General features: G+C 54.7%; 22 protein-coding genes and 1 pseudogene. 16 read left to right on the top strand and 7 right to left on the bottom strand.

Going from position 1 to position 17010, the window contains the following annotated elements; all coding sequences use genetic code 11:
• The first annotated feature begins 182 nt into the window (after positions 1–182).
• Together FSV73_RS18890 and FSV73_RS18895 are read left to right on the top strand one after the other, a co-directional pair.
• Positions 183–395 carry a hypothetical protein gene (locus FSV73_RS18890; protein ID WP_145009776.1) on the top strand — a complete coding sequence of 71 codons (213 nt, stop codon included), beginning with the start codon at positions 183–185 and terminating at the stop codon, positions 393–395.
• A gap of 74 nt (positions 396–469) precedes the next feature.
• Positions 470–1192, top strand: a complete 723-nt coding sequence (locus tag FSV73_RS18895; protein ID WP_145009779.1) for a Crp/Fnr family transcriptional regulator — start codon at positions 470–472, stop codon at positions 1190–1192.
• Positions 1193–1325: 133 nt separating this feature from the next.
• On the opposite strand, the gene FSV73_RS18900 is transcribed toward FSV73_RS18895, so the two are convergent.
• Entirely contained in the window at positions 1326–3473 is a 2148-nt protein-coding gene (locus FSV73_RS18900) for a putative bifunctional diguanylate cyclase/phosphodiesterase (RefSeq protein WP_145009782.1), read from the bottom strand.
• On the opposite strand from FSV73_RS18900, the gene FSV73_RS18905 reads away from it, so the two are divergent.
• Positions 3452–3970, top strand: coding sequence for a hypothetical protein (locus tag FSV73_RS18905; RefSeq protein ID WP_145009785.1), 519 nt, complete (start codon positions 3452–3454; stop codon positions 3968–3970). The two genes, FSV73_RS18900 and FSV73_RS18905, sit on opposite strands and share 22 nt — an antisense overlap.
• A gap of 810 nt (positions 3971–4780) precedes the next feature.
• Here the strand turns inward: FSV73_RS18905 and FSV73_RS18910 are convergent.
• From FSV73_RS18910 to FSV73_RS18920, 3 genes are all read right to left on the bottom strand, one after another.
• Positions 4781–4963, bottom strand: a complete 183-nt coding sequence (locus FSV73_RS18910) for a hypothetical protein (protein WP_145009788.1) — start codon at positions 4961–4963, stop codon at positions 4781–4783.
• Positions 4964–5226: 263 nt separating this feature from the next.
• Positions 5227–5421 carry a hypothetical protein gene (locus FSV73_RS18915; protein WP_145009790.1) on the bottom strand — a complete coding sequence of 65 codons (195 nt, stop codon included), beginning with the start codon at positions 5419–5421 and terminating at the stop codon, positions 5227–5229.
• A 321-nt stretch (positions 5422–5742) separates the two neighbouring features.
• Entirely contained in the window at positions 5743–6201 is a 459-nt protein-coding gene (locus tag FSV73_RS18920; protein ID WP_145009793.1) for a hypothetical protein, read from the bottom strand.
• 570 nt (positions 6202–6771) lie between these two features.
• Here FSV73_RS18920 and FSV73_RS18925 point away from each other — a divergent pair.
• Together FSV73_RS18925 and FSV73_RS26205 are read left to right on the top strand one after the other, a co-directional pair.
• Complete coding sequence (locus FSV73_RS18925) at positions 6772–7155, top strand: histone-like nucleoid-structuring protein, MvaT/MvaU family (RefSeq protein WP_145009796.1); 384 nt, start codon at positions 6772–6774, stop codon at positions 7153–7155.
• Between the two features lie 277 nt (positions 7156–7432).
• Positions 7433–7513 (top strand): annotated as a pseudogene (locus FSV73_RS26205) (helicase-related protein); the annotation flags it as partial.
• 51 nt (positions 7514–7564) lie between these two features.
• Here the strand turns inward: FSV73_RS26205 and FSV73_RS18935 are convergent.
• Positions 7565–7846, bottom strand: a complete 282-nt coding sequence (locus tag FSV73_RS18935; RefSeq protein WP_145009802.1) for a hypothetical protein — start codon at positions 7844–7846, stop codon at positions 7565–7567.
• A 1401-nt stretch (positions 7847–9247) separates the two neighbouring features.
• Positions 9248–9481, bottom strand: coding sequence for a hypothetical protein (locus FSV73_RS18940; RefSeq protein WP_144949569.1), 234 nt, complete (start codon positions 9479–9481; stop codon positions 9248–9250).
• A 233-nt stretch (positions 9482–9714) separates the two neighbouring features.
• Here FSV73_RS18940 and FSV73_RS18945 point away from each other — a divergent pair, with 233 nt between their 5' ends.
• A complete protein-coding gene (locus FSV73_RS18945; RefSeq protein ID WP_186309278.1) occupies positions 9715–9891 on the top strand; it encodes a hypothetical protein in 177 nt (58 codons plus the stop codon).
• 345 nt (positions 9892–10236) lie between these two features.
• Here the strand turns inward: FSV73_RS18945 and FSV73_RS18950 are convergent, their stop codons facing one another.
• Positions 10237–10656 carry a winged helix-turn-helix transcriptional regulator gene (locus tag FSV73_RS18950; protein WP_145009808.1) on the bottom strand — a complete coding sequence of 140 codons (420 nt, stop codon included), beginning with the start codon at positions 10654–10656 and terminating at the stop codon, positions 10237–10239.
• A 92-nt stretch (positions 10657–10748) separates the two neighbouring features.
• On the opposite strand from FSV73_RS18950, the gene FSV73_RS18955 reads away from it, so the two are divergent.
• The 10 genes from FSV73_RS18955 (at position 10749) to FSV73_RS18990 (ending at position 16963) form a co-directional block, all read left to right on the top strand.
• Complete coding sequence (locus FSV73_RS18955; protein WP_145009811.1) at positions 10749–11684, top strand: aromatic alcohol reductase; 936 nt, start codon at positions 10749–10751, stop codon at positions 11682–11684.
• A gap of 1126 nt (positions 11685–12810) precedes the next feature.
• Positions 12811–13230 carry a hypothetical protein gene (locus FSV73_RS25600; RefSeq protein WP_186309279.1) on the top strand — a complete coding sequence of 140 codons (420 nt, stop codon included), beginning with the start codon at positions 12811–12813 and terminating at the stop codon, positions 13228–13230.
• Positions 13231–13486: 256 nt separating this feature from the next.
• A complete protein-coding gene (locus FSV73_RS25845; protein ID WP_260856118.1) occupies positions 13487–13612 on the top strand; it encodes a hypothetical protein in 126 nt (41 codons plus the stop codon).
• A gap of 128 nt (positions 13613–13740) precedes the next feature.
• On the top strand, positions 13741–14046 hold the full coding sequence (locus tag FSV73_RS18965) for a hypothetical protein (RefSeq protein ID WP_145009814.1): 306 nt from the start codon (positions 13741–13743) through the stop codon (positions 14044–14046).
• A gap of 427 nt (positions 14047–14473) precedes the next feature.
• The gene (locus FSV73_RS18970) at positions 14474–14692 is read left to right on the top strand and encodes a hypothetical protein (RefSeq protein ID WP_145009817.1); all 219 of its coding nucleotides are present in this window, start codon (positions 14474–14476) and stop codon (positions 14690–14692) included.
• A gap of 102 nt (positions 14693–14794) precedes the next feature.
• Positions 14795–15265: an STY4534 family ICE replication protein gene (locus tag FSV73_RS18975; RefSeq protein WP_145009820.1), complete on the top strand. Its 471-nt coding sequence runs from the start codon at positions 14795–14797 to the stop codon at positions 15263–15265.
• A 143-nt stretch (positions 15266–15408) separates the two neighbouring features.
• Positions 15409–15576 (top strand): hypothetical protein, encoded by a 168-nt coding sequence (locus FSV73_RS25605; RefSeq protein ID WP_186309280.1) that lies wholly within the window; start codon positions 15409–15411, stop codon positions 15574–15576.
• Positions 15577–15627: 51 nt separating this feature from the next.
• Entirely contained in the window at positions 15628–15852 is a 225-nt protein-coding gene (locus FSV73_RS18980; RefSeq protein WP_145009823.1) for a hypothetical protein, read from the top strand.
• Between the two features lie 123 nt (positions 15853–15975).
• Positions 15976–16407 carry a hypothetical protein gene (locus tag FSV73_RS18985; protein ID WP_145009826.1) on the top strand — a complete coding sequence of 144 codons (432 nt, stop codon included), beginning with the start codon at positions 15976–15978 and terminating at the stop codon, positions 16405–16407.
• A gap of 64 nt (positions 16408–16471) precedes the next feature.
• Entirely contained in the window at positions 16472–16963 is a 492-nt protein-coding gene (locus FSV73_RS18990; RefSeq protein WP_145009829.1) for a hypothetical protein, read from the top strand.
• Positions 16964–17010: the final 47 nt, after the last annotated feature.

A 17010-nucleotide genomic window follows, 5' to 3' on the forward strand; every position in this document is an offset into this window, starting at 1 on the left:
TGAACGGCGGCAGCGAGTAAAGCCGCACCTTTATGCCGATGGAACCGCATGGCGACGAGGGCCAACTGAACGCAGGCCGACGAATTCTGCGACCTGCCGGCGAGTAGGCGCGAGAATCACTCGCGAGCTCCTCAGGGGACGCGGTACAACAAGATTGCTCAAACAGCCAAGAGGAAACGTTCATGCTCGCCTATTTCGTCGTTTCACGGAGTTCGGGCAACATCATCCGGGTGACCCGGCGCGATGTCAGGCCGACGGACTCCGCAACTGTCACCTACCTCGAGGCGGGGCCCAGCGAACTCGTGCGCTACGAGTCCGCACAAGCCTGCGGTCAGGACTTGATCAACGTAGCCGATACCTTGAGCGACGACACTGCTCATCCCAGGAGCGCCTAACGTCCCTGGAGCGTCCGTAGGCGACGCGAGGCGTATAGTGCGAGTCAATCCGACCGCACTGCCGAAGGAAAGCTATGCCTGAAGACCTCGTACCGCAGCAGAATAGCTTGCTGGCTGCCCTGCCTGGCGACGTCCAGCAACGGCTCTCTTCGCACCTGGAGCTCGTCCATCTGCCGCTGGGCCAGGTACTCTATGAATCTGGCGAGTCCGTACGCAACGTGTACTTCCCCACCGACGCTATCGTTTCGCTGCTCAATGTGATGGAAAACGGCGCCTCTGCGGAAATCGCGGTGGTGGGTAATGAAGGTTTGGTTGGGATTTCGCTGTTCATGGGCGGCGAGAGCACACCCAGTCGTGCCGTAGTGCAGAGCGATGGCTATGCGTATCGTCTGCAAGGTCAGCGCCTGACCGAAGAATTCGACCTGCATGGCGACATGCTGGTACTGATGCTGCGATATACCCAGGCCCTGATCACCCAGATGTCGCAGACCGCTGTTTGCAACCGCCACCATTCGATAGACCAGCAGCTGTGTCGCTGGCTGTTGTTGTCTCTAGATCGGCTGCCTGGTGATCAACTGAACATGACCCAGGAATTGATCGCCAACATGCTTGGCGTACGTCGCGAAGGCGTTACCGAGGCAGCGGGCAAACTGCAACGCCAAGGCGTGATCGAATACAGCCGCGGGCACATCACCGTGCTTGACCGCACCCGACTCGAACAACTGAGTTGCGAATGCTATGCCGTGGTGAAAAAGGAAACCGATCGTTTGCTGTCGTATCTACCGACACGCAACTGACGCGCGGGCTGCTCTTGAAAGGTGGATGAAGGGCAACATGCCGTAGGCAAAAGGCTCATGGAGCATCCAGCCTGGCTTTTCCGAGCCCGTGTCAATGCATTCAGCATTCTATAGAGAGTGTTGCCAGCCGGCATTAACCTGCAGTTGAGCGCTGTTGACGAATGAAGTCGGGCATATCCATAGCCTCCAGCGGCTTGCTAAAGAAAAATCCTTGAGCCTGATCGCATCCGCTATTTATAAAAAACTCTGCCTCAGCAGAGGTTTCTATACCTTCCGCTATCACCGTCAAACCAAGGCTTTTCGCCATCGAAAGCATGGCACCGACCACCGCCACTCTTCCGCTATCCAATTCGATATCGTGAACAAACGATCTGTCTATTTTTAAAAAATCAAAGGGCATACGGGTCAAGTATGAAAAGCTCGAATAGCCGGTACCAAAATCATCGAGCGCAAGCAAAACACCGGCTTCTTTTAGCAGCTCCAACCTCACCACGCATTTAGTCAAGTCCTTTATGAACACCGTTTCAGTCACTTCCAATTGCAACAGACCAGGATCTAACTTGCAGTCACTCAACACCGTGGAGACATAGTCGGCATAGGCGTCGTCCTCCAACTCTAATGCCGACACATTGACAGCAATTTTGATATCCCCCAAACCAAGAGATCTCCACTGCCCTATTTGCGTACAGGCTTCCTTTATGGCCCATCGACCTAGCGCTATCACCAGTCTCGTCGTCTCCGCCACAGGAATAAAGCGAGTCGGCGCAACCTCTCCTAGAGATTTATTGGTCCATCGCATCAACGCCTCGACACCGACTACCGCACCGCTTGAAAGATCAATCTTAGGCTGATAAACAAGCCTGATCTCATCAAGATCGATACACCGCCGAAGGCCCTCTTCGATTTTCTGCTGTTCTTGTACCTGCGCGCCTATCTCATCACTAAAGAAGGTATAACCGTTTCGGCCATTCTGTTTTGTCCGATACATAGCCGTATCAGCCTGGGCAATAAGCGCATCTATATCGGTATGCTCTCGCAGAGAGAATCCTATCCCCAGGCTGATCGTGATATGGATGTCATGGCCATCTATCAGATGAGGTTCATTGCAGCTGGACATTATTTTTTGCGCAACCCGCTCGGTTGCCTCACGACTTTTAAGCCCTGCGAGCAACACTAAAAACTCGTCTCCGCCCTGTCTACTTACCGTATCCTCTTCCCGCACACAAGCCAACAAGCGAGCGGCAACGGAAATCAAAAGTTTATCGCCCACGGAGTGTCCGAAGGAATCGTTAATCCCCTTAAAATTATCTAGATCCAGAAAGAATATCGCGACGCTTGACTGATTTCTGACGCCGGATCGTAAGGATTGCGCGGCCCTGTCGCGGAACAAAAGGCGATTGGGGAGATGGGTCAACTGATCGTGCTCCGCCAGATACGTCATCTTGGCTTTCATGGCTCGCTCCATCGAGACATCGTGGAAAACGATAACCGCCCCTGTTACAGCGCCTGTTTCATCGATCATCGGCGCGGTGGAGTCCTCGATGTCTATGGCTCCACCGTTACGCCTCAGCAGGACAGCGCCTGCACTTAATCCTGTAGGTGCGCGCTTGCTCAGCGCCAGCTCCACCGGATGAGGGATATCGCCGAATGCCCCATCGAGCGTGACTTTCATAACATCGCCAACCGGTTTTCCTTTTGCCAACTCTTTCGGCCAGCCAGTCAGCTTCTCAGCGGCGGGGTTTATGTATTCAATCGTTCCGGCGCTGTCGGTACCTATCACTCCATCACTGATGGAGTCCAGGGTGGTCTGTGCCCTGGACAGAGCGCTACTGCGCACGCGATAGCCGTCAGACTTGATCCAGACGTCTTGTAAGGCTTGCACCAAGACGCTGGGATGGGAAACCTCGTCGCTTATGTAGAGATATGCGCCTTGTTTGAGGGCAAAATCTACTCGTGCTCGCAGGGACTCAGCGCCTACCACCACAACAGGAATGGGAGGATTGTTGTTAGCGGCAGCATTTAAGAGGCCGAGGATTTTAGTAGGCTTCAGGATGCGCCTTGTCATCACTAGGACGATGACATCGGTTAATCCTCCGGCATTAAGTGCAGCCAACGCGAAACTGATGTCAGGAAAATGCGAAACACTGAATACAGTCGACGTCGAACCAATACTCTTTGCAAACTTAGCGGCTCGTGCCTTCGTGGAAACGACCATCAGATTAACGTCCATCACCACCTCTGACCGGCAAGCAGATTTCAGTGCAGCTATCTCACGTTGCATTAAGCGCTCACCTGACGCTGCCGTTCTGCATCGCTCTGTCAATTACTCACTCCACAATCGAAGTCTACTCAGAACGTTTGAAGGACCAAAAATTACGGTCAAACGGAGAAGGGCATAACGTCCATTCGAGACAGGTACGTGAAGTGTGCAAAAGGGCCGCTCACCAAGAGTCAAAAACAAGAGCGGCTAACAAAACAAGCAGGACAACGCCAATCAATAAAAAATACAATACACCCTCTACAGCTGCTGAATCATTTGGCATGCCACCTCCCAAAAACCATACGCGCGCATTAAGCACAGTAATAATTCAAAACACCGAAGTTCAACAAGCACTGCCCTCTGATCAAGCATTCAAAACTCAGGAGCATCACAATGTAGGACAGTGGACCTTCCCAGCAAAGGACATGGTTAAAAATCAGGAAATCCAAAGCATTACCATTGGCCAACATGACGTTTGGGCGACTTACCTTTTAAAGCGTTTATCGGCGAAAAACTAAATAAAACGCATGCATAAGGGCCCCTGTCCCTAGGTCCCAAGACGCAAATGCCATAACTTTACGCGTCATCTTTAACTGTTTATTTGCTTTTTCAGTCAAAAGCGCATTGCCACCAAGTTCCGTATCCAATGCATTTTGCAGAGCAGTAGCCGCAGGTTTACAGCGGTGATTCTCTTCGCCCATGCCACCACCGAGACCTAGGCGCTGGCATATGCGTATCGACAATAAGTTCAGTTTGTCACCGCCACGCCTGTGCCACGCAGCTGCCCATGGTTAATGCCTGCGACCTCTACATGCGCGCGACGCTCGCATCATTTGGTAACTGTTTTATAAGGACAGAAATGGAGCCAATAGGCTATGCCTATTTCCGTTCAATCAGTGACGCAAGCGGCAAACTGGGTTGCAGCATCCGGCGACGAGACCTTGATTCCTTTTAGCTAGATCATCCGACGCTGGTCATTGCTACAGGCAGCAGGATATTAGCTACACACTACGAGGCCATTTGGTGAATAGTCGAACAATGAAAGGCCTTTGGCGGGCGCGTCGATCATCCGCGCTAGTGTCTGGACTCGACGAGGCGATGCTAGCCTGATCGGGCTTGAGAAATCCGCCGCCCTGGAAAGGAAAACGCCTTTCGGCGTACGGCAACCCCTTGTACGCTTACAACGTCCTGGCCGGAAATGCACTCACAAGATATCGCTGAATGCGGCCAAGATGACCAGCAATGCAGTGAAACCCATTAGTATGGATAACAACTGATAGGATTGACGTGTAACCAGTAAGACCAGAGCCATCTCGTTCGGCCGCAAATCAGGGAACCAACTTTTCGTTCTTGTCAGCTGCTATCGAGCGATCTGACAGATCCCGCTGGTGCTGCTTCGCCATTTTTTGCAAACGCAGCGCTGCATTCCTGGCTTGTGTCTCTTCCAGCGTCGGGGGGAGATCTTCCCGTTTCGCTTCGGCATCTATCCGGGTGTTAGATTCATTGGACATCTGTATTCTCCTATAAGCGGGATTCGCCCTAGATCAGAAGGGTCGCAACGCCCGCCGTTCAGTGGCCACTATCACCATCGGTCTAAAGCGGGCCGCGCTGGGTGACTGAATGCCCGCCGCCCACAGGCTCCCACCCGCGCGCGAGGGGACCTGGGAAAGAGCCGGACGCTGCCGAGGCGATCAAGGGGCTACACCGGATGCGGTACTCCTGTAGATCAGCTGCCTGCATCGAGCGCCCTCGCCAGGGCTGCTCAACGTCCCGGTCACACCGTCAGTTGGGCCCAGCACGCCATGAAGGCCGCAATGGCAATGCCACCGATCACAGGTAAAAGGATCCAGAACGGGTTTTTCTGGCGCTTACGAAATCGCAGCGACTGGGACAGCTCAGAATTTACCTCCGCCCTGGCAGCATCGAGGCGACGGCGCGATTCAGCGCGGGCTTGTGCTTGGGCATTCATGCATGACTCCTTTGACGATAGCGGCTTCCGCAGTCTTGTTGCAGAACAGGAGCAGGGTGATAGCAACGGGAGCTGGATTGCCGATCAGTCCCGAGATTTAACGCCTACACCGGCGTCGGTCCTAATGATCTCCGGATAATTGCTCGACGGCGTAGGCACCTTACCGTCCCAGGGGAATGCCCAGCTTCAGCTTGCCTGAGTCGGTCCCCGTGAGAGAACTACGAGCCTACTCGGCGTTTGCCAGCAAACGATCAAGCCCAGGGCACCCTGTTCCGGCTAGCGGCGACCTACCATCCAAGGGCCTGCGGCAGCGCGCGCGGCCTACACCAGGCGCAGACCAGCCAACTCTACGGTTTCGGCACTGAATGCTGTCGGATGGCGATTGACGATAGCTTCGAAGACACTTCGCAGCACCGCATCGGACTCAAAATCGGTGCGACACCTGAGCAGACCCGAGCGAGAGACGCTGCGCTGTACTGCGGCGATGAGTCCGCCGACGCAGAGGCTCTTGATGATGTTGTGTGGTAAGCGCCCCGAGCGCCGCAATGTCGTTACCGCTTCGGCGAGGACATCGAGAATTTCCTCCTCCGCAGCCGAGAACGGCCCCACACCAAGCCGGCCCTTTTTCAATAAGTAACGGCGGGCCAAAGTGAGCGCATGATGATCTAACTCAGCCTGGACCTTTGTGGTCATAACGCCACGCGCCTTCAGGCTGCTTTCCAGTGCGATGAGATAATCCCAGTTGAGAGACTGAGTGATCTGTGCGATGACACGATCCATAGTGACTGTCCCTGCACGAGCTACCCTCAATGGCGTTCTGATAGCACCTGATAGGCATCGTTCCCGACCGTCCGTCTCAGCACACGAGACCATCATAACCTAGCGTGTACTGACTTATCGCTCATCGGGACTAAAGCGGACGGACCTACGCCGTAGTAATGCTCGTGAACCGCCGTCTCAGAGTACGGGAGGACGAAGCTTAAAGATGAATTATAGAAAATCATGAAATGAAGCTATGTCTAGCTAATGCTCGGTTGCCGAAAACTATTCACGAGCGATTAGCTGTAATGCTAGAGCTTAAGCGCGAGTACGCAAAGCATGCCATGTAAAACTTATAGAAAATCGTGTTAGCTTAAAATACATTGTGAGAGACGTTCCGAAGTTGGGGTTCGACACGCTGATCAGGCCAGCGATCCAGCGCACCAAACTAAACTCAACCTATCGGAGCCCACTGCTGGCCGGCAATACCGTCCACAAAAAAACGCCAGAAAATTATTTTATCCTTGCTCTGGCCGTTTACAGCTAGAAAAGCTATAACGGCAGCCACCGAATAATCTTGAGGAGATCACAGTGTCCCTGATTCAGGAATACCGCCAGATAGAAGCCGCTATTTTAGAATTGAAGCAGCGCTTGGAGCAGCTGAACAACGACGAGCGTCTTAAGAAAGAACTCGAGTTCGAAAAGGAACTGCGCGCTCTGCTAGGCGAACACAACAAGTCGCTCCGTGACGTCATCGCCATCCTCGGCACCGAAGCCGGTACCACCAATAGCGTTGCCCGCAATAGCAAATCTACGCTGGCAGCAAAGCAGCGCCGGTCCCGCCAGTTGAAACGCTACAAGCATCCCGAATCCGGTGAGGTCATCGAAACCAAGGGCGGCAACCACAAGATCCTGAAAGCCTGGAAAGCTGAGCACGGCTCCGACGTGGTCGAAGGCTGGCTTCAAGGCGAATAATTTTGCCGGTCTCGGTGAAGCAGCGATTCATACCGAAGTAGAACCGCTGCGCTATCAGTACCTTCGCAGTCGCCGCGAGGAAAAGCTCTAAGGCATCAGTAGCTGCCGCTTCGCTTCTGCTGCCGTTCTAGTGTATTTAACCGTATTCATCTTGCAATAAGCGGTAGCCTCTGGCCGATAGCAGCCATTCGTGAAGGGCAGCTATCGGCCAGAAGCGGAGGTCGACAAGCGACCGCTACCGACCCGTAGCTGCCCTTCGGCGAGGGCGGTAAACGACCAGAAGCAGGTTGTACGGGTGCTGTTCTTCGGCTACGCCGGCAGTTCGCAGATCACCTGCCTGCAGGTGAGGGCCAAAAGATCGCGATGGCCTAGATGACGAGTGGCTGACGCCTGTCTACGATCATATTTCTTACGCCCATTTCCTTCGCTTGCTGATCTCCCCACGGCGCGTCGCGGCGTGCCCGCAGAGCTCGTTGCAGAGGTCGGCCGCGATCGTGCCCATCGAACAGATGTCCAGAATTGCGAGCAACGGACCTTCATAACTCGTGGTCCTGTCGGTTATTACGTCGCAGACGGTGAGGATCCTATCGTCAGGATTGGTCTCGCTTCGTTCGAGCATCACCTCGAAGTTTGATGGGAAGAACGCCTCCACGTAGGAGGTAAGACTGAATTTATTTGCTTGATAACTCACTTTTACCTCCATGTACGACTGACCTAGCTTATCAAAGGAGGTTACGTTTCGGTCAAGCGTAAGCAGATCGGATTTTCACCGAATTTTTGCCTTTGTCTTCAGACAACCGGTAATGGTGGCCACTGAACTGTGCACCGATTACTCCTTCCCATGCAGATCACACATCGTAAACATGGGAGACAACGATGTCAGATATTCGAAGACCAAGGATTGATGCAGGAGCAGCCCCGGAAGACCTTCCGCCTACGCTTGAAGAGACTCAGGTAAGGAACGCTCAGATCCGCTTAACCAAAATTGCAAAGCTCCGTCAAAAAGCGCTTTCCGACCGCTCGAAGGCGGCCGATAGGAACGAAAAGGTGGATCCCTGATAATAGGGACCGTCGGTAATAGTGGCCACTGAACGAGCGTGTGTTTTCCACTTCCAAGCTTATGAGGCCACCCTCGGCCTCAATGTGAGGTGGTAAATGATCACGTCCAGAGTCTTTCAACGCTTCAGTTCTCCGATTGCGCCGGCCATGATAGCGAGATCGCTATTCGGAATTGACGCGACTATCGCGGGCTCTCGTTTCGCGCAGGCTACTGAGCCTGATGCCGTCGAACCCTTGGACCCTGACCAGGTCGACCCAGCAAATCAGCCTGATTCCGATTCGGACGCTCCTGAAGATCCGGTGACGGGCGATATCGACGACCAAGAGCCAGCGCCCCGCTAGCTTAATTGCAAACCAAACAAAGTCCAGCCACTGCGTCGGGCTTTTTCTTTCCTAAAGTAAAAAATGGACCCATCTGATCGAGGCGGTGGAAATCTGGTTGGATGGGGCACGGCCGGCCGCCCGCATTGGTTTGGCCTGGGATCTTACCCAACTCTACAAGTTCTTCTCCCGCGCCAATGCCAGTCTAACTAATGGCCACGCCGAGAATGACATCCTTGATCGCTGCAGTGCCTCGGGGCTACCTCTGTTTGAACCAAGATTTTCGCTATAGCATCGGCTATTTAAACCTCAGTGAATGACCTAAACCCTATTCAAGTCAAGCTCAAGTATGCGGACTTTTTCGAAATTCTCCGCGTAACGCTGGAACAGGATTGCTAGAGCGGCCCTATCAGCTGATAATTTCAGTTCTTCGATGCTGATTTTTTGCCGGATGAGATGTTCGATTTCTGCGGTGCTAACGTGCAATTTCCTTGCCTCGCTCATTTTTCAATTCCATTCGTAGTTGCCGACATACCAGCGCAATAAGGAACTTTTTACGCGCCAATAGCTTTACTTTGAATATCGTGACTTAGTTCGCAAAGTCTGCCAAATTAGCTCCTCGCCGTGTTGAATTTGCGCAAGCGAAACGGTAACTAGAAAATCCCAAAATTAAATGATGCACTTCGCATTTAAGGTTGTGACTACCGTCTCGCTAGGTTTCTTGAGGTCTCGCGTCGGATTCCAATAGAAAGCGAAACGCCTTTAAAACGGTCTCTTGTCTTTCTTGAATTTCGACAATGCATAGACCCAGCATATTGCGAAGAGCTTCGGTATCAGCTGTTCCATGACATTCATAAATTTGACGTAGCAGCTGATTAATGGCGTCTTGTTCCGCCGAGTACCGCTCGAGCAGCTCTATTCCGTGCTTTCTATCCAGCTCTTTCATGCCACTCTCCTATAGTGAAAAGCGCTATCGATAACCAGTCATGAGAGATAGTATCTATGGCCATACAACGTTTTGCTCATCTGGTGAGCGGTTGATAATAGCCTATCTTACTAGATGTCTTCTCATTATAGCCTTTGATTAGATGAACGGAAATCGAAATGGACGACCTCCGACAGGCGCTGTCTGCGTTAGACCCACCTATAAAGCATTTTATAGAGTATAGGAGTAGTGGCATGCTTTTGACGCTGTTGGATATTGAAATTCACGCTAGTGTCTTTAGATTCATCACCGCTCGAACCATGCGAAGCGCCGAGGCCCTGAACCTGACAATACTTTACGCCATCAATGAATTGCGGGTTAAAGGCTCACATCTTCCATTAGATGCAGATACAGTAATTATCAAAGCCTGAGCTATACTAGCGGTCATCTAACATTGAAGCGGTAACGGCGAGCTGGCGATTACCCGCATATGCCTGGATGGCGGCATATTCTGGAAGATCTATGGCGCAGATATACTTTCCGACACACTCCGTTTATTGCCAGGCTATATTGGGGTCGTTGACCTAAATAAGTCTGTCTATAGGTTTGATTACACGATAGCGAAGTTCTCCAATGTTAGGTTTTTTCCTACCTGTCCGCTTTCAACCGATTTTAACCCAGTGCTGAAGGACTGCTATTGGCCGATTGCAGCCGGTGGCGACGGGCTGCAATCGGCAATTGTTGTCGGTCCTAAGACGAGGCTGGATGGTAAGCGCTCATTTATCCGGACTAATCCCCCGATTGCCTGCATCAAACCGCTCGCGGGCTGCGCGGAAGTCCTCTGCGTTTTCAATCAGCCATGTCCATAGCGGCACCATCTTCGCCAGAAAGCTTTTACCGATTGGCGTGAGACGATACTCGACCTTCGGTGGCACCTCGTTGTGGTCAAACCGTGATATCAGCCCATCACGCTCCAGTTGTCTGAGGCTACGTGTCAGCATGCGTTGCGTAACGCCCGCCAAGCGGCGCGCTATCTCAGCGTGACGCAATGATCCCGCGCTCCCCAACACGTGCACGATTCCCAGCGACCATCGATTGCCAGCGTGCGTCAGTACTTCGCGCTTGAGGATGTCATCCTCAGCGCTGAGCGCGTCGCACGCGGCCTGGGAGTGCCTGATCACCTCTTCTTCGGTCATTCCTTCATGCAGTATCACGCGTGTGCCTTCTTCTGAATGTGGGTCGAGAGTGGCAGGATAAACGCCATATTCACTCACTTATGGAGGTCGCGATGCAATCGCTCAACCTTGCTGAAACTCGAAGGGTACTGGTTCTCGGCACCGGCGAACTTGGCAAATCGGTACTTGAATCGCTAGCCGCTCTCCCGGCCATGAAAGTCTCGGTATTGGTCAGGCCGGTTTATGAGAGCAGCCATGACAAGGAAAAAGTTGACCTGGTCGAATGGCTAAAAAAACTAGGCATCGAAATCATTTACGGGGATGCAGCTGACGATTCAACCGAAACCCTTGCAAGGCAGTTCAGCCAATTCGATACGCTAGTCAGTTGCCTCGGTTTCGCTGCGGGGCCAGGCATTCAGGTGAAGCTTACGGAGGCCGCATTGCAGTCGAGCCTCGTGCGCTACATTCCCTGGCAGTTTGGTGTGGACTACGACGCGATCGGCTATGGAAGCCCACAGCCGCTCTTCGATGAGCAATTGGACGTACGCCAGATGCTTCGCGCCCAAAGCCGGCTGCAATGGCAGCTCATCTCCACGGGCATGTTCACGAGTTTTCTCTTCGAGCCTGCCTTGGGCGTAGTTGATATCGAGAACAGCACCGTACGCGCACTCGGTGATTGGGAAACGACTGTCACAGTGACCACCCCTGAAGACATTGGACGGCTGACCGCGCGTATCGTAGCCGAGCCGGTGGGCGAGCCGATTATCTTCTGCGCAGGCGATACTGTTACTTACGGGCAACTCGCCGACACTGTCGAAAACCTCGTGGGGCGTACGATGCGGCGTGAGCAGTGGTCGGTGCCTTACCTAAAAGCAGAGCTTGCCAACAATCCCAGTGATGCGATGCGTAAATATCGAGCCGTATTCGCAGAGGGCACGGGCGTCGCTTGGGAAAAGGAGCACACCTACAACGTGGCCCACGGCATTCAGACATCTACGATCGCGCAATGGGCTCAGCAACATCTTCAGGCATGCTGCTTACAGCGCTGAGCCCATCTCCCGGCATCGAGCGAAAGCAGTCGGCATGTGAGCGGCAGCTATGGGTCGCAAGCAGTCATAGCTGTTTTGAAATCTGAAGCCGTCGATCGAGGCATTCTCACGCGATAGTCTTCTCTGTTTCAGAAACCAACACCTATGGGAGCTTTCTTGCCTTTGTCACGGTCAGAGCCCCATAATGCAGACGTTCCACCCCGCTCGCGCACTGGCGGTCATCAGTGGCAACCCCGGAGTTTCTCGACCTGGTCCTGAAGCTCCACCCCAAGAGCACGCTAAGCATCGGGTAGGGCGTGTAGATCTTTGCGTGATGCTCTCCCTGTGTCTCCCTGCTCCGCAGCTGACACGCAGCCGTCTAACTTCGTGATAAGCGGGTTTATAGGCACATAGGGCTCACAGAAGGTTCGGTGCACACTGTACTTCGGGCCAACATGGTGTGTTGGCCCACACTTTTCCTCCCTTCAGCTGCATTCGAAGGGTAGCCTGGCCCTCTCGGCATCGCCTGGTGGACGAGGCTACCCCTCGGGTAGCCCTCCTCTCTGCCGGTGCCCGCCGGCGCAAAAATGGGATCCCTTTGTGCGCGGATGCGTGCCTTGCGATTACTGGCCCTAGCCACGATAACGGGTCGGGTGAATGCGACGATCATCAGGACGGTAGGTCAATGCCCAGGGACCACCAGTGCCGGTGCTTACGCTCACAGGTGGCATCTTTCTCTTGAGCCTCACTAGCCTCACCCTCGCCGAGGCGCCTTGCTGCTAGACCCAGCGCTGCGCCTGGCGCGCTTCTCCTGCTTTCTCTTCCTCTCTCCACCGCCGCTTCCTCGCCCGCCCTGCTCCGCCTTCCTGCCGCTTGACAGCCCTATCCGCCGCCTCTGATGATTGCCCCATGTTCCGCTGACGTCGTCAGCAACATGCCCAGGCAGCTCTGGATCTCAAGACTGCAACGTGGCCACCCACGTCGATCCGCACCCATAGTTCGCCAAGCTTCCGGAGGCGCGAACGGTTGACCGGTTCTACCGGTTGATGGAGGCACCTCACACATCTGCGTTACCTACCCAGCGGGGACACACTCCCCCGCCCGGGATCAGTGTTTCTCCGCATTACTCACCTGCAGGAGAAACATCATGACTACCACTACCCTGAGCTATCGCTTTGGCGAATCCGTCGGTACTGCCCTGCGTGAAATCATTCGCTCCGTGCGTAATGCTCAAGCCCAGGCATGTACTGTACGTCCGTCTTTAGCGCCGCTTGAGCGCCGTGTCGTCGAGTTTCCGCAACCGATCGTATCGGCTGCTGTGCTCGAGGAGATGGATCACGTGCCGGCACTTGCTCGCCGCCATGGGATCAACCTCAACACCTGGTTCCAGGAAAATACCCGCGAAGCCCAGCCTGAAAAACCCAAGCGTGAGCGCAAGCCGCGCAAACCCAAGGCTGCCGCCTCTGTCACTGAGCCCGTCCAGTCGCCAGCGCCCCGCGTGCTGCGTCCGGGCTCACTGGACCAGCTGATCGCCCCGTTCGACCCTGAGGTCGCGCTGGCCAGCTGATTCACACCTTACCCACCCCTGTCGGGAAACCTCCCGTCAGGGCGGTTTTCCTGACTTCCCCCTTGAAGAAGGAAGACTATGAAACCTAAGCGTCAAGCTGCCCTCGCGGAGGATCTCCGTAAGATCGGTACAACCGCTGTAGCAGCTGCTGTCGTAGGTCTTTTCCTCAGCGACCACAAGTCGTTGACGGCTTGCGCACTGGTAACTGGTGCAGTAATTTGGCTGTATGGCATCTACCTAACCAAGGAGGAATGACATGAGCCAGACCGCCTTCGGGATACTCATTCTGGGAAGCCTGCTGACCCTGTGTACTGGTTTGACGGTCTGGGCTGATTGGCCCAACCTCAAGCAGAAGGCTCAGAAGCTCCTAGGCCACCACTGATTGATGCGCCGCTCTACCAAAGCCCTCTTCGGAGGGCTTTTTCATTTCCAGATTGTTGACAAGCTTTGACTCTCTGACACCTTAAGCCGTATCTGCCACCGAAAACTCTCGCACCATGGAGGCCTTTCATGGGACTTGATTTGGCGTTGTACCGGGCATTGCGTTCGGTCGATGTACCGGAAGATAAGGCAATGGCTGTCGTCGAGGCGTTGGAGACCCACATACAGGCGCAGCGGACTGCCAAGCCTGGTCCGGCACAGCGTCAGCTGGATACTCAGCAGGTTGTGACACAGCATCAGCTGGATATCCAGCAGGTCGTGGCCCCCCCTCAACTTAGTACCCCGTCTGACATCGACCCTCTTGTGAGCAGATTTACGATCGATGTGTCCCTCATGCTCACCGCGTTCGTACTCATCTTGATAGCTGCGATGTAGACATGAGTCAGACCGCCTTTGGCATCACCCTATTGTCAGTGCTGATGATCGTCTGCGTAGCTACGCCAGTCTGGCTAGACTGGCCTAACGTCAAACACAAGGTCTTGAAGCTTTTCCGCTCGGATTGATGCACCGCGCCACGAAAGCCCTCCCCGGAGGGTTTTTTCATTTCTAGAGTATTGACAACCGACACGCCTCTGAACATTCTGATGATGTGTGCCGCTGACGTCGTCAGCAACATGCCCTAGGCAGTTTCGGATCTCACGACTGCGATGCGCTCCAAGCGCATTGATCCAAACCCAAGTTCGCTAAGCATTCGGTAGCGCGAACGATTGACCGGCACCCCCGGTTGATGAATGCACCTTCCACCCACCCTCGACGGGACTACCCGTCAGGGCCGGTCTCCGTCACATCCTGGAGACCTTCCATGAAAAGCGGTTTTGCGTTGTACCAGGCATTGCGTTCCATCGATGTCCCTGATGACAAGGCAACTGCTGTTGTCGATGCTATGGAGTCCGATATGCAAACTCACCTTGCTACCAAGGCTGATCTCGCGCAGCTCGAACTCAAGCTCACCATCCGCATGGGCGTCATGATCTCTACCGCTGTTGGCATCATGCTGACTGCGATGAAATTCATGCACTGACCTGGCACCACCTTTCTGGCTACACCCACCCACGCGGGGAATACTCTTCCCCTCCCGGGCAAGGTGTTCTCCGTTTTCACCTATTGAAACTGGAGAGTCACCATGAGCAACCAAGCCAACGAAAGCCAATACTTCGACCTGCACACCACCGGTATCGGTTACCTCAATCGCATCCGCGAAGTGAAACCCAAAGGTAGAGGCGCCAAGCCGTTTTTGGCCGTCACCGTAGCAGCCCTGTGCGGCAGCAAAGAAGCGGTGGAATACCGCTATATCGACTGCAATGTCGTCGGCGCCGAAGCTGAAAAGCTGGTTCGTCGTTGCATTGAAGCCGTCAACGCTGAGAAGAAGGTCCTCGTGTCCTTCCGCATCGGCGATTGCTGGGCTGATCCCTTCACCTACTCTTCCGGACCGAAGCAGGGACAACACGGCGCGAGCCTGAAAGGTCGCCTCCTGTACATCGGCTGGATCAAAGTGGAAGGTGAGTTCGTCTACGAAGCCAAACCGCGCGACGCAGCCTCGGCTGAGCAGCAAGGTACGGATCAAGGGAGCGAAGGCGACCAATCGGCCGCTTGAGTCACCCTGCTCTTCCAGGCGCCCACCGGGCGCCCCTGCTCTACCCAGGCTTTGCCACCTTTCTCTTCGCACACCCATCCGGGGGCACCATCCCCGGACCGGGCGCATGGTGATCTCCATTAGCTGAATTTTTGGAGCCCATCATGCAAGTCATCGCCACCCTCAAGTCCGAGCTGCCCGCCCTGCCCATCGTTGCCGAAGTCTCCTATGACGACGCAACCGAAGAGCTGCTGAGCAGCGACCTGTTCTGCGACAACGCCTGGTTTCTGTTCGAGATGAACGCCACCAGCGCTGATCGCGTCCAGGCCTGACTGACCACACCCTATAGGCGCTCTCGGGCGCCTTTGTCTTTTGGAGGCCCCATGGCAACCGATACCGCACCTGCTCACAGCAAGTTCGATCACGACGACGCCGGCAACAACTACCCGTTGCAGGTCCTGCAGTCCCGCCGCGGTTTCTACCTCGGTACCCTGGACGATGAAGGCCTGCCCTTTAGCCGTGAGTCGGCCGAATACTTCCGCAGCCATAAAGCTGCAGCAGACGCTCTTCATTCGGGAAAGTGGGCTCGGCATTCGCTGAGCGTCTGACCACCTGACACCTGAACACCACCCACCAGGGCTCTCTCCCTGGTGGGATATGGCCCTGACGCACCTAGGTATTTGCCAGCTAGCTATCGGTTGCTATGCTGCAACCTCAACAGGATGTGAACCATGCCATATAACGTTGTGATCTCAGGATGCGTCGAGTGCGCGGTCGTCAGCCTGGAGGCTGCCGGTCAGGCCCTGACCTTCTACCGAGCACTAGGCCACAAGCCGCGGTTGTTCTACTCGATGTCCATCGATCACCTCGGTGATGAGATTGATGACGCGGGCAAGACCCTGCGCGAGTACACGTCGATGAGCGCGGCGGAGTTTGCCGAGTACCTCAAGCCGTTTCGTCAGGTCCGATACGCCCGCGATCACGATCTCGACCGCCCCACCCTATCAGCGCCGCTTTTCAACGTGTTCGGGGCCTACAAGGGTCGTGAACGCTTCATAGCTGAGCTTCACTACCAGGACGGATCAGAGCAACCCTCTGACATTCGCGTCCATACCCATCTGCTGCGTGTCACCCAGGGCCTCATGGCACTCGAAGACCTGTAGCAACACCTGACCATTACCCAGAGGGGCTGACCCTCTGGGCAGCTCTTCGTCCGAGGAGCTGGACATGAACAATGATTCGACTTCCGCCACTCAAGCCATCACCGAACACTCCGGTCTGGTAGCCGTGCTGGCCGACCTGCAGCGTCAAGGTTGGCGCGCCACCGAGCTTTGGGATGGCGAGGAATGGGTTCCCATCCAGGCCAACTGGTCCGCGGACGAGATAGCCGAACACGCAGCAGAGACCGAGCTGTCCCGAGTGCGCTTCCTATCGGAAAGCCATGCAGGTTACGAAGGCACTATGCTGCTGGTGTGGGGCAACAGTCCCATCGAGCTGATCGCCGACACGACCATAGCTCATGGCTTCGCTGAGGCCGTCGAACGTGCTCAGCGGATGGTCTGGCCACACTACCCGGACGATGAAGCTGCCATCCGCTGGGCTTGCCCAAAATGCGGATCTGCAGATGTCTCGGCAGAAGGCGGTGAAGAGCCGTCTGAGCCTCTCAACGCCAAACGTGACGATACCTGTGAGATCACCTGTAACTCCTGCCGACGCTAAGACAGCGCGATGATTTCGCTATTGACCTAGACCAGCTGTAACCCGCA

The organism is Pseudomonas oryzihabitans (assembly GCF_007665395.1).
GTDB classification, from domain to species: Bacteria; Pseudomonadota; Gammaproteobacteria; order Pseudomonadales; family Pseudomonadaceae; genus Chryseomonas; species Chryseomonas psychrotolerans_C.

Bases quoted from the DNA above. Each gene is read 5' to 3' on its own strand.
- FSV73_RS18980 (WP_145009823.1), top strand. From the start codon at position 15,628: ATGGCAACCGATACCGCACCTGCTCACAGCAAGTTCGATCACGACGAC.
- FSV73_RS18945 (WP_186309278.1), top strand. From the start codon at position 9,715: ATGCTTTTGACGCTGTTGGATATTGAAATTCACGCTAGTGTCTTTAGA.
- FSV73_RS18900 (WP_145009782.1), bottom strand. From the start codon at position 3,473: ATGCAACGTGAGATAGCTGCACTGAAATCTGCTTGCCGGTCAGAGGTG.
- FSV73_RS25600 (WP_186309279.1), top strand. From the start codon at position 12,811: ATGACTACCACTACCCTGAGCTATCGCTTTGGCGAATCCGTCGGTACT.
- FSV73_RS18920 (WP_145009793.1), bottom strand. From the start codon at position 6,201: ATGGATCGTGTCATCGCACAGATCACTCAGTCTCTCAACTGGGATTAT.
- FSV73_RS18890 (WP_145009776.1), top strand. From the start codon at position 183: ATGCTCGCCTATTTCGTCGTTTCACGGAGTTCGGGCAACATCATCCGG.
- FSV73_RS18915 (WP_145009790.1), bottom strand. From the start codon at position 5,421: ATGAATGCCCAAGCACAAGCCCGCGCTGAATCGCGCCGTCGCCTCGAT.
- FSV73_RS18940 (WP_144949569.1), bottom strand. From the start codon at position 9,481: ATGAAAGAGCTGGATAGAAAGCACGGAATAGAGCTGCTCGAGCGGTAC.
- FSV73_RS18975 (WP_145009820.1), top strand. From the start codon at position 14,795: ATGAGCAACCAAGCCAACGAAAGCCAATACTTCGACCTGCACACCACC.
- FSV73_RS25845 (WP_260856118.1), top strand. From the start codon at position 13,487: ATGAGCCAGACCGCCTTCGGGATACTCATTCTGGGAAGCCTGCTGACC.
- FSV73_RS18965 (WP_145009814.1), top strand. From the start codon at position 13,741: ATGGGACTTGATTTGGCGTTGTACCGGGCATTGCGTTCGGTCGATGTA.
- FSV73_RS18895 (WP_145009779.1), top strand. From the start codon at position 470: ATGCCTGAAGACCTCGTACCGCAGCAGAATAGCTTGCTGGCTGCCCTG.
- FSV73_RS25605 (WP_186309280.1), top strand. From the start codon at position 15,409: ATGCAAGTCATCGCCACCCTCAAGTCCGAGCTGCCCGCCCTGCCCATC.
- FSV73_RS18910 (WP_145009788.1), bottom strand. From the start codon at position 4,963: ATGTCCAATGAATCTAACACCCGGATAGATGCCGAAGCGAAACGGGAA.
- FSV73_RS18950 (WP_145009808.1), bottom strand. From the start codon at position 10,656: ATGACCGAAGAAGAGGTGATCAGGCACTCCCAGGCCGCGTGCGACGCG.
- FSV73_RS18985 (WP_145009826.1), top strand. From the start codon at position 15,976: ATGCCATATAACGTTGTGATCTCAGGATGCGTCGAGTGCGCGGTCGTC.
- FSV73_RS18990 (WP_145009829.1), top strand. From the start codon at position 16,472: ATGAACAATGATTCGACTTCCGCCACTCAAGCCATCACCGAACACTCC.
- FSV73_RS18970 (WP_145009817.1), top strand. From the start codon at position 14,474: ATGAAAAGCGGTTTTGCGTTGTACCAGGCATTGCGTTCCATCGATGTC.
- FSV73_RS18955 (WP_145009811.1), top strand. From the start codon at position 10,749: ATGCAATCGCTCAACCTTGCTGAAACTCGAAGGGTACTGGTTCTCGGC.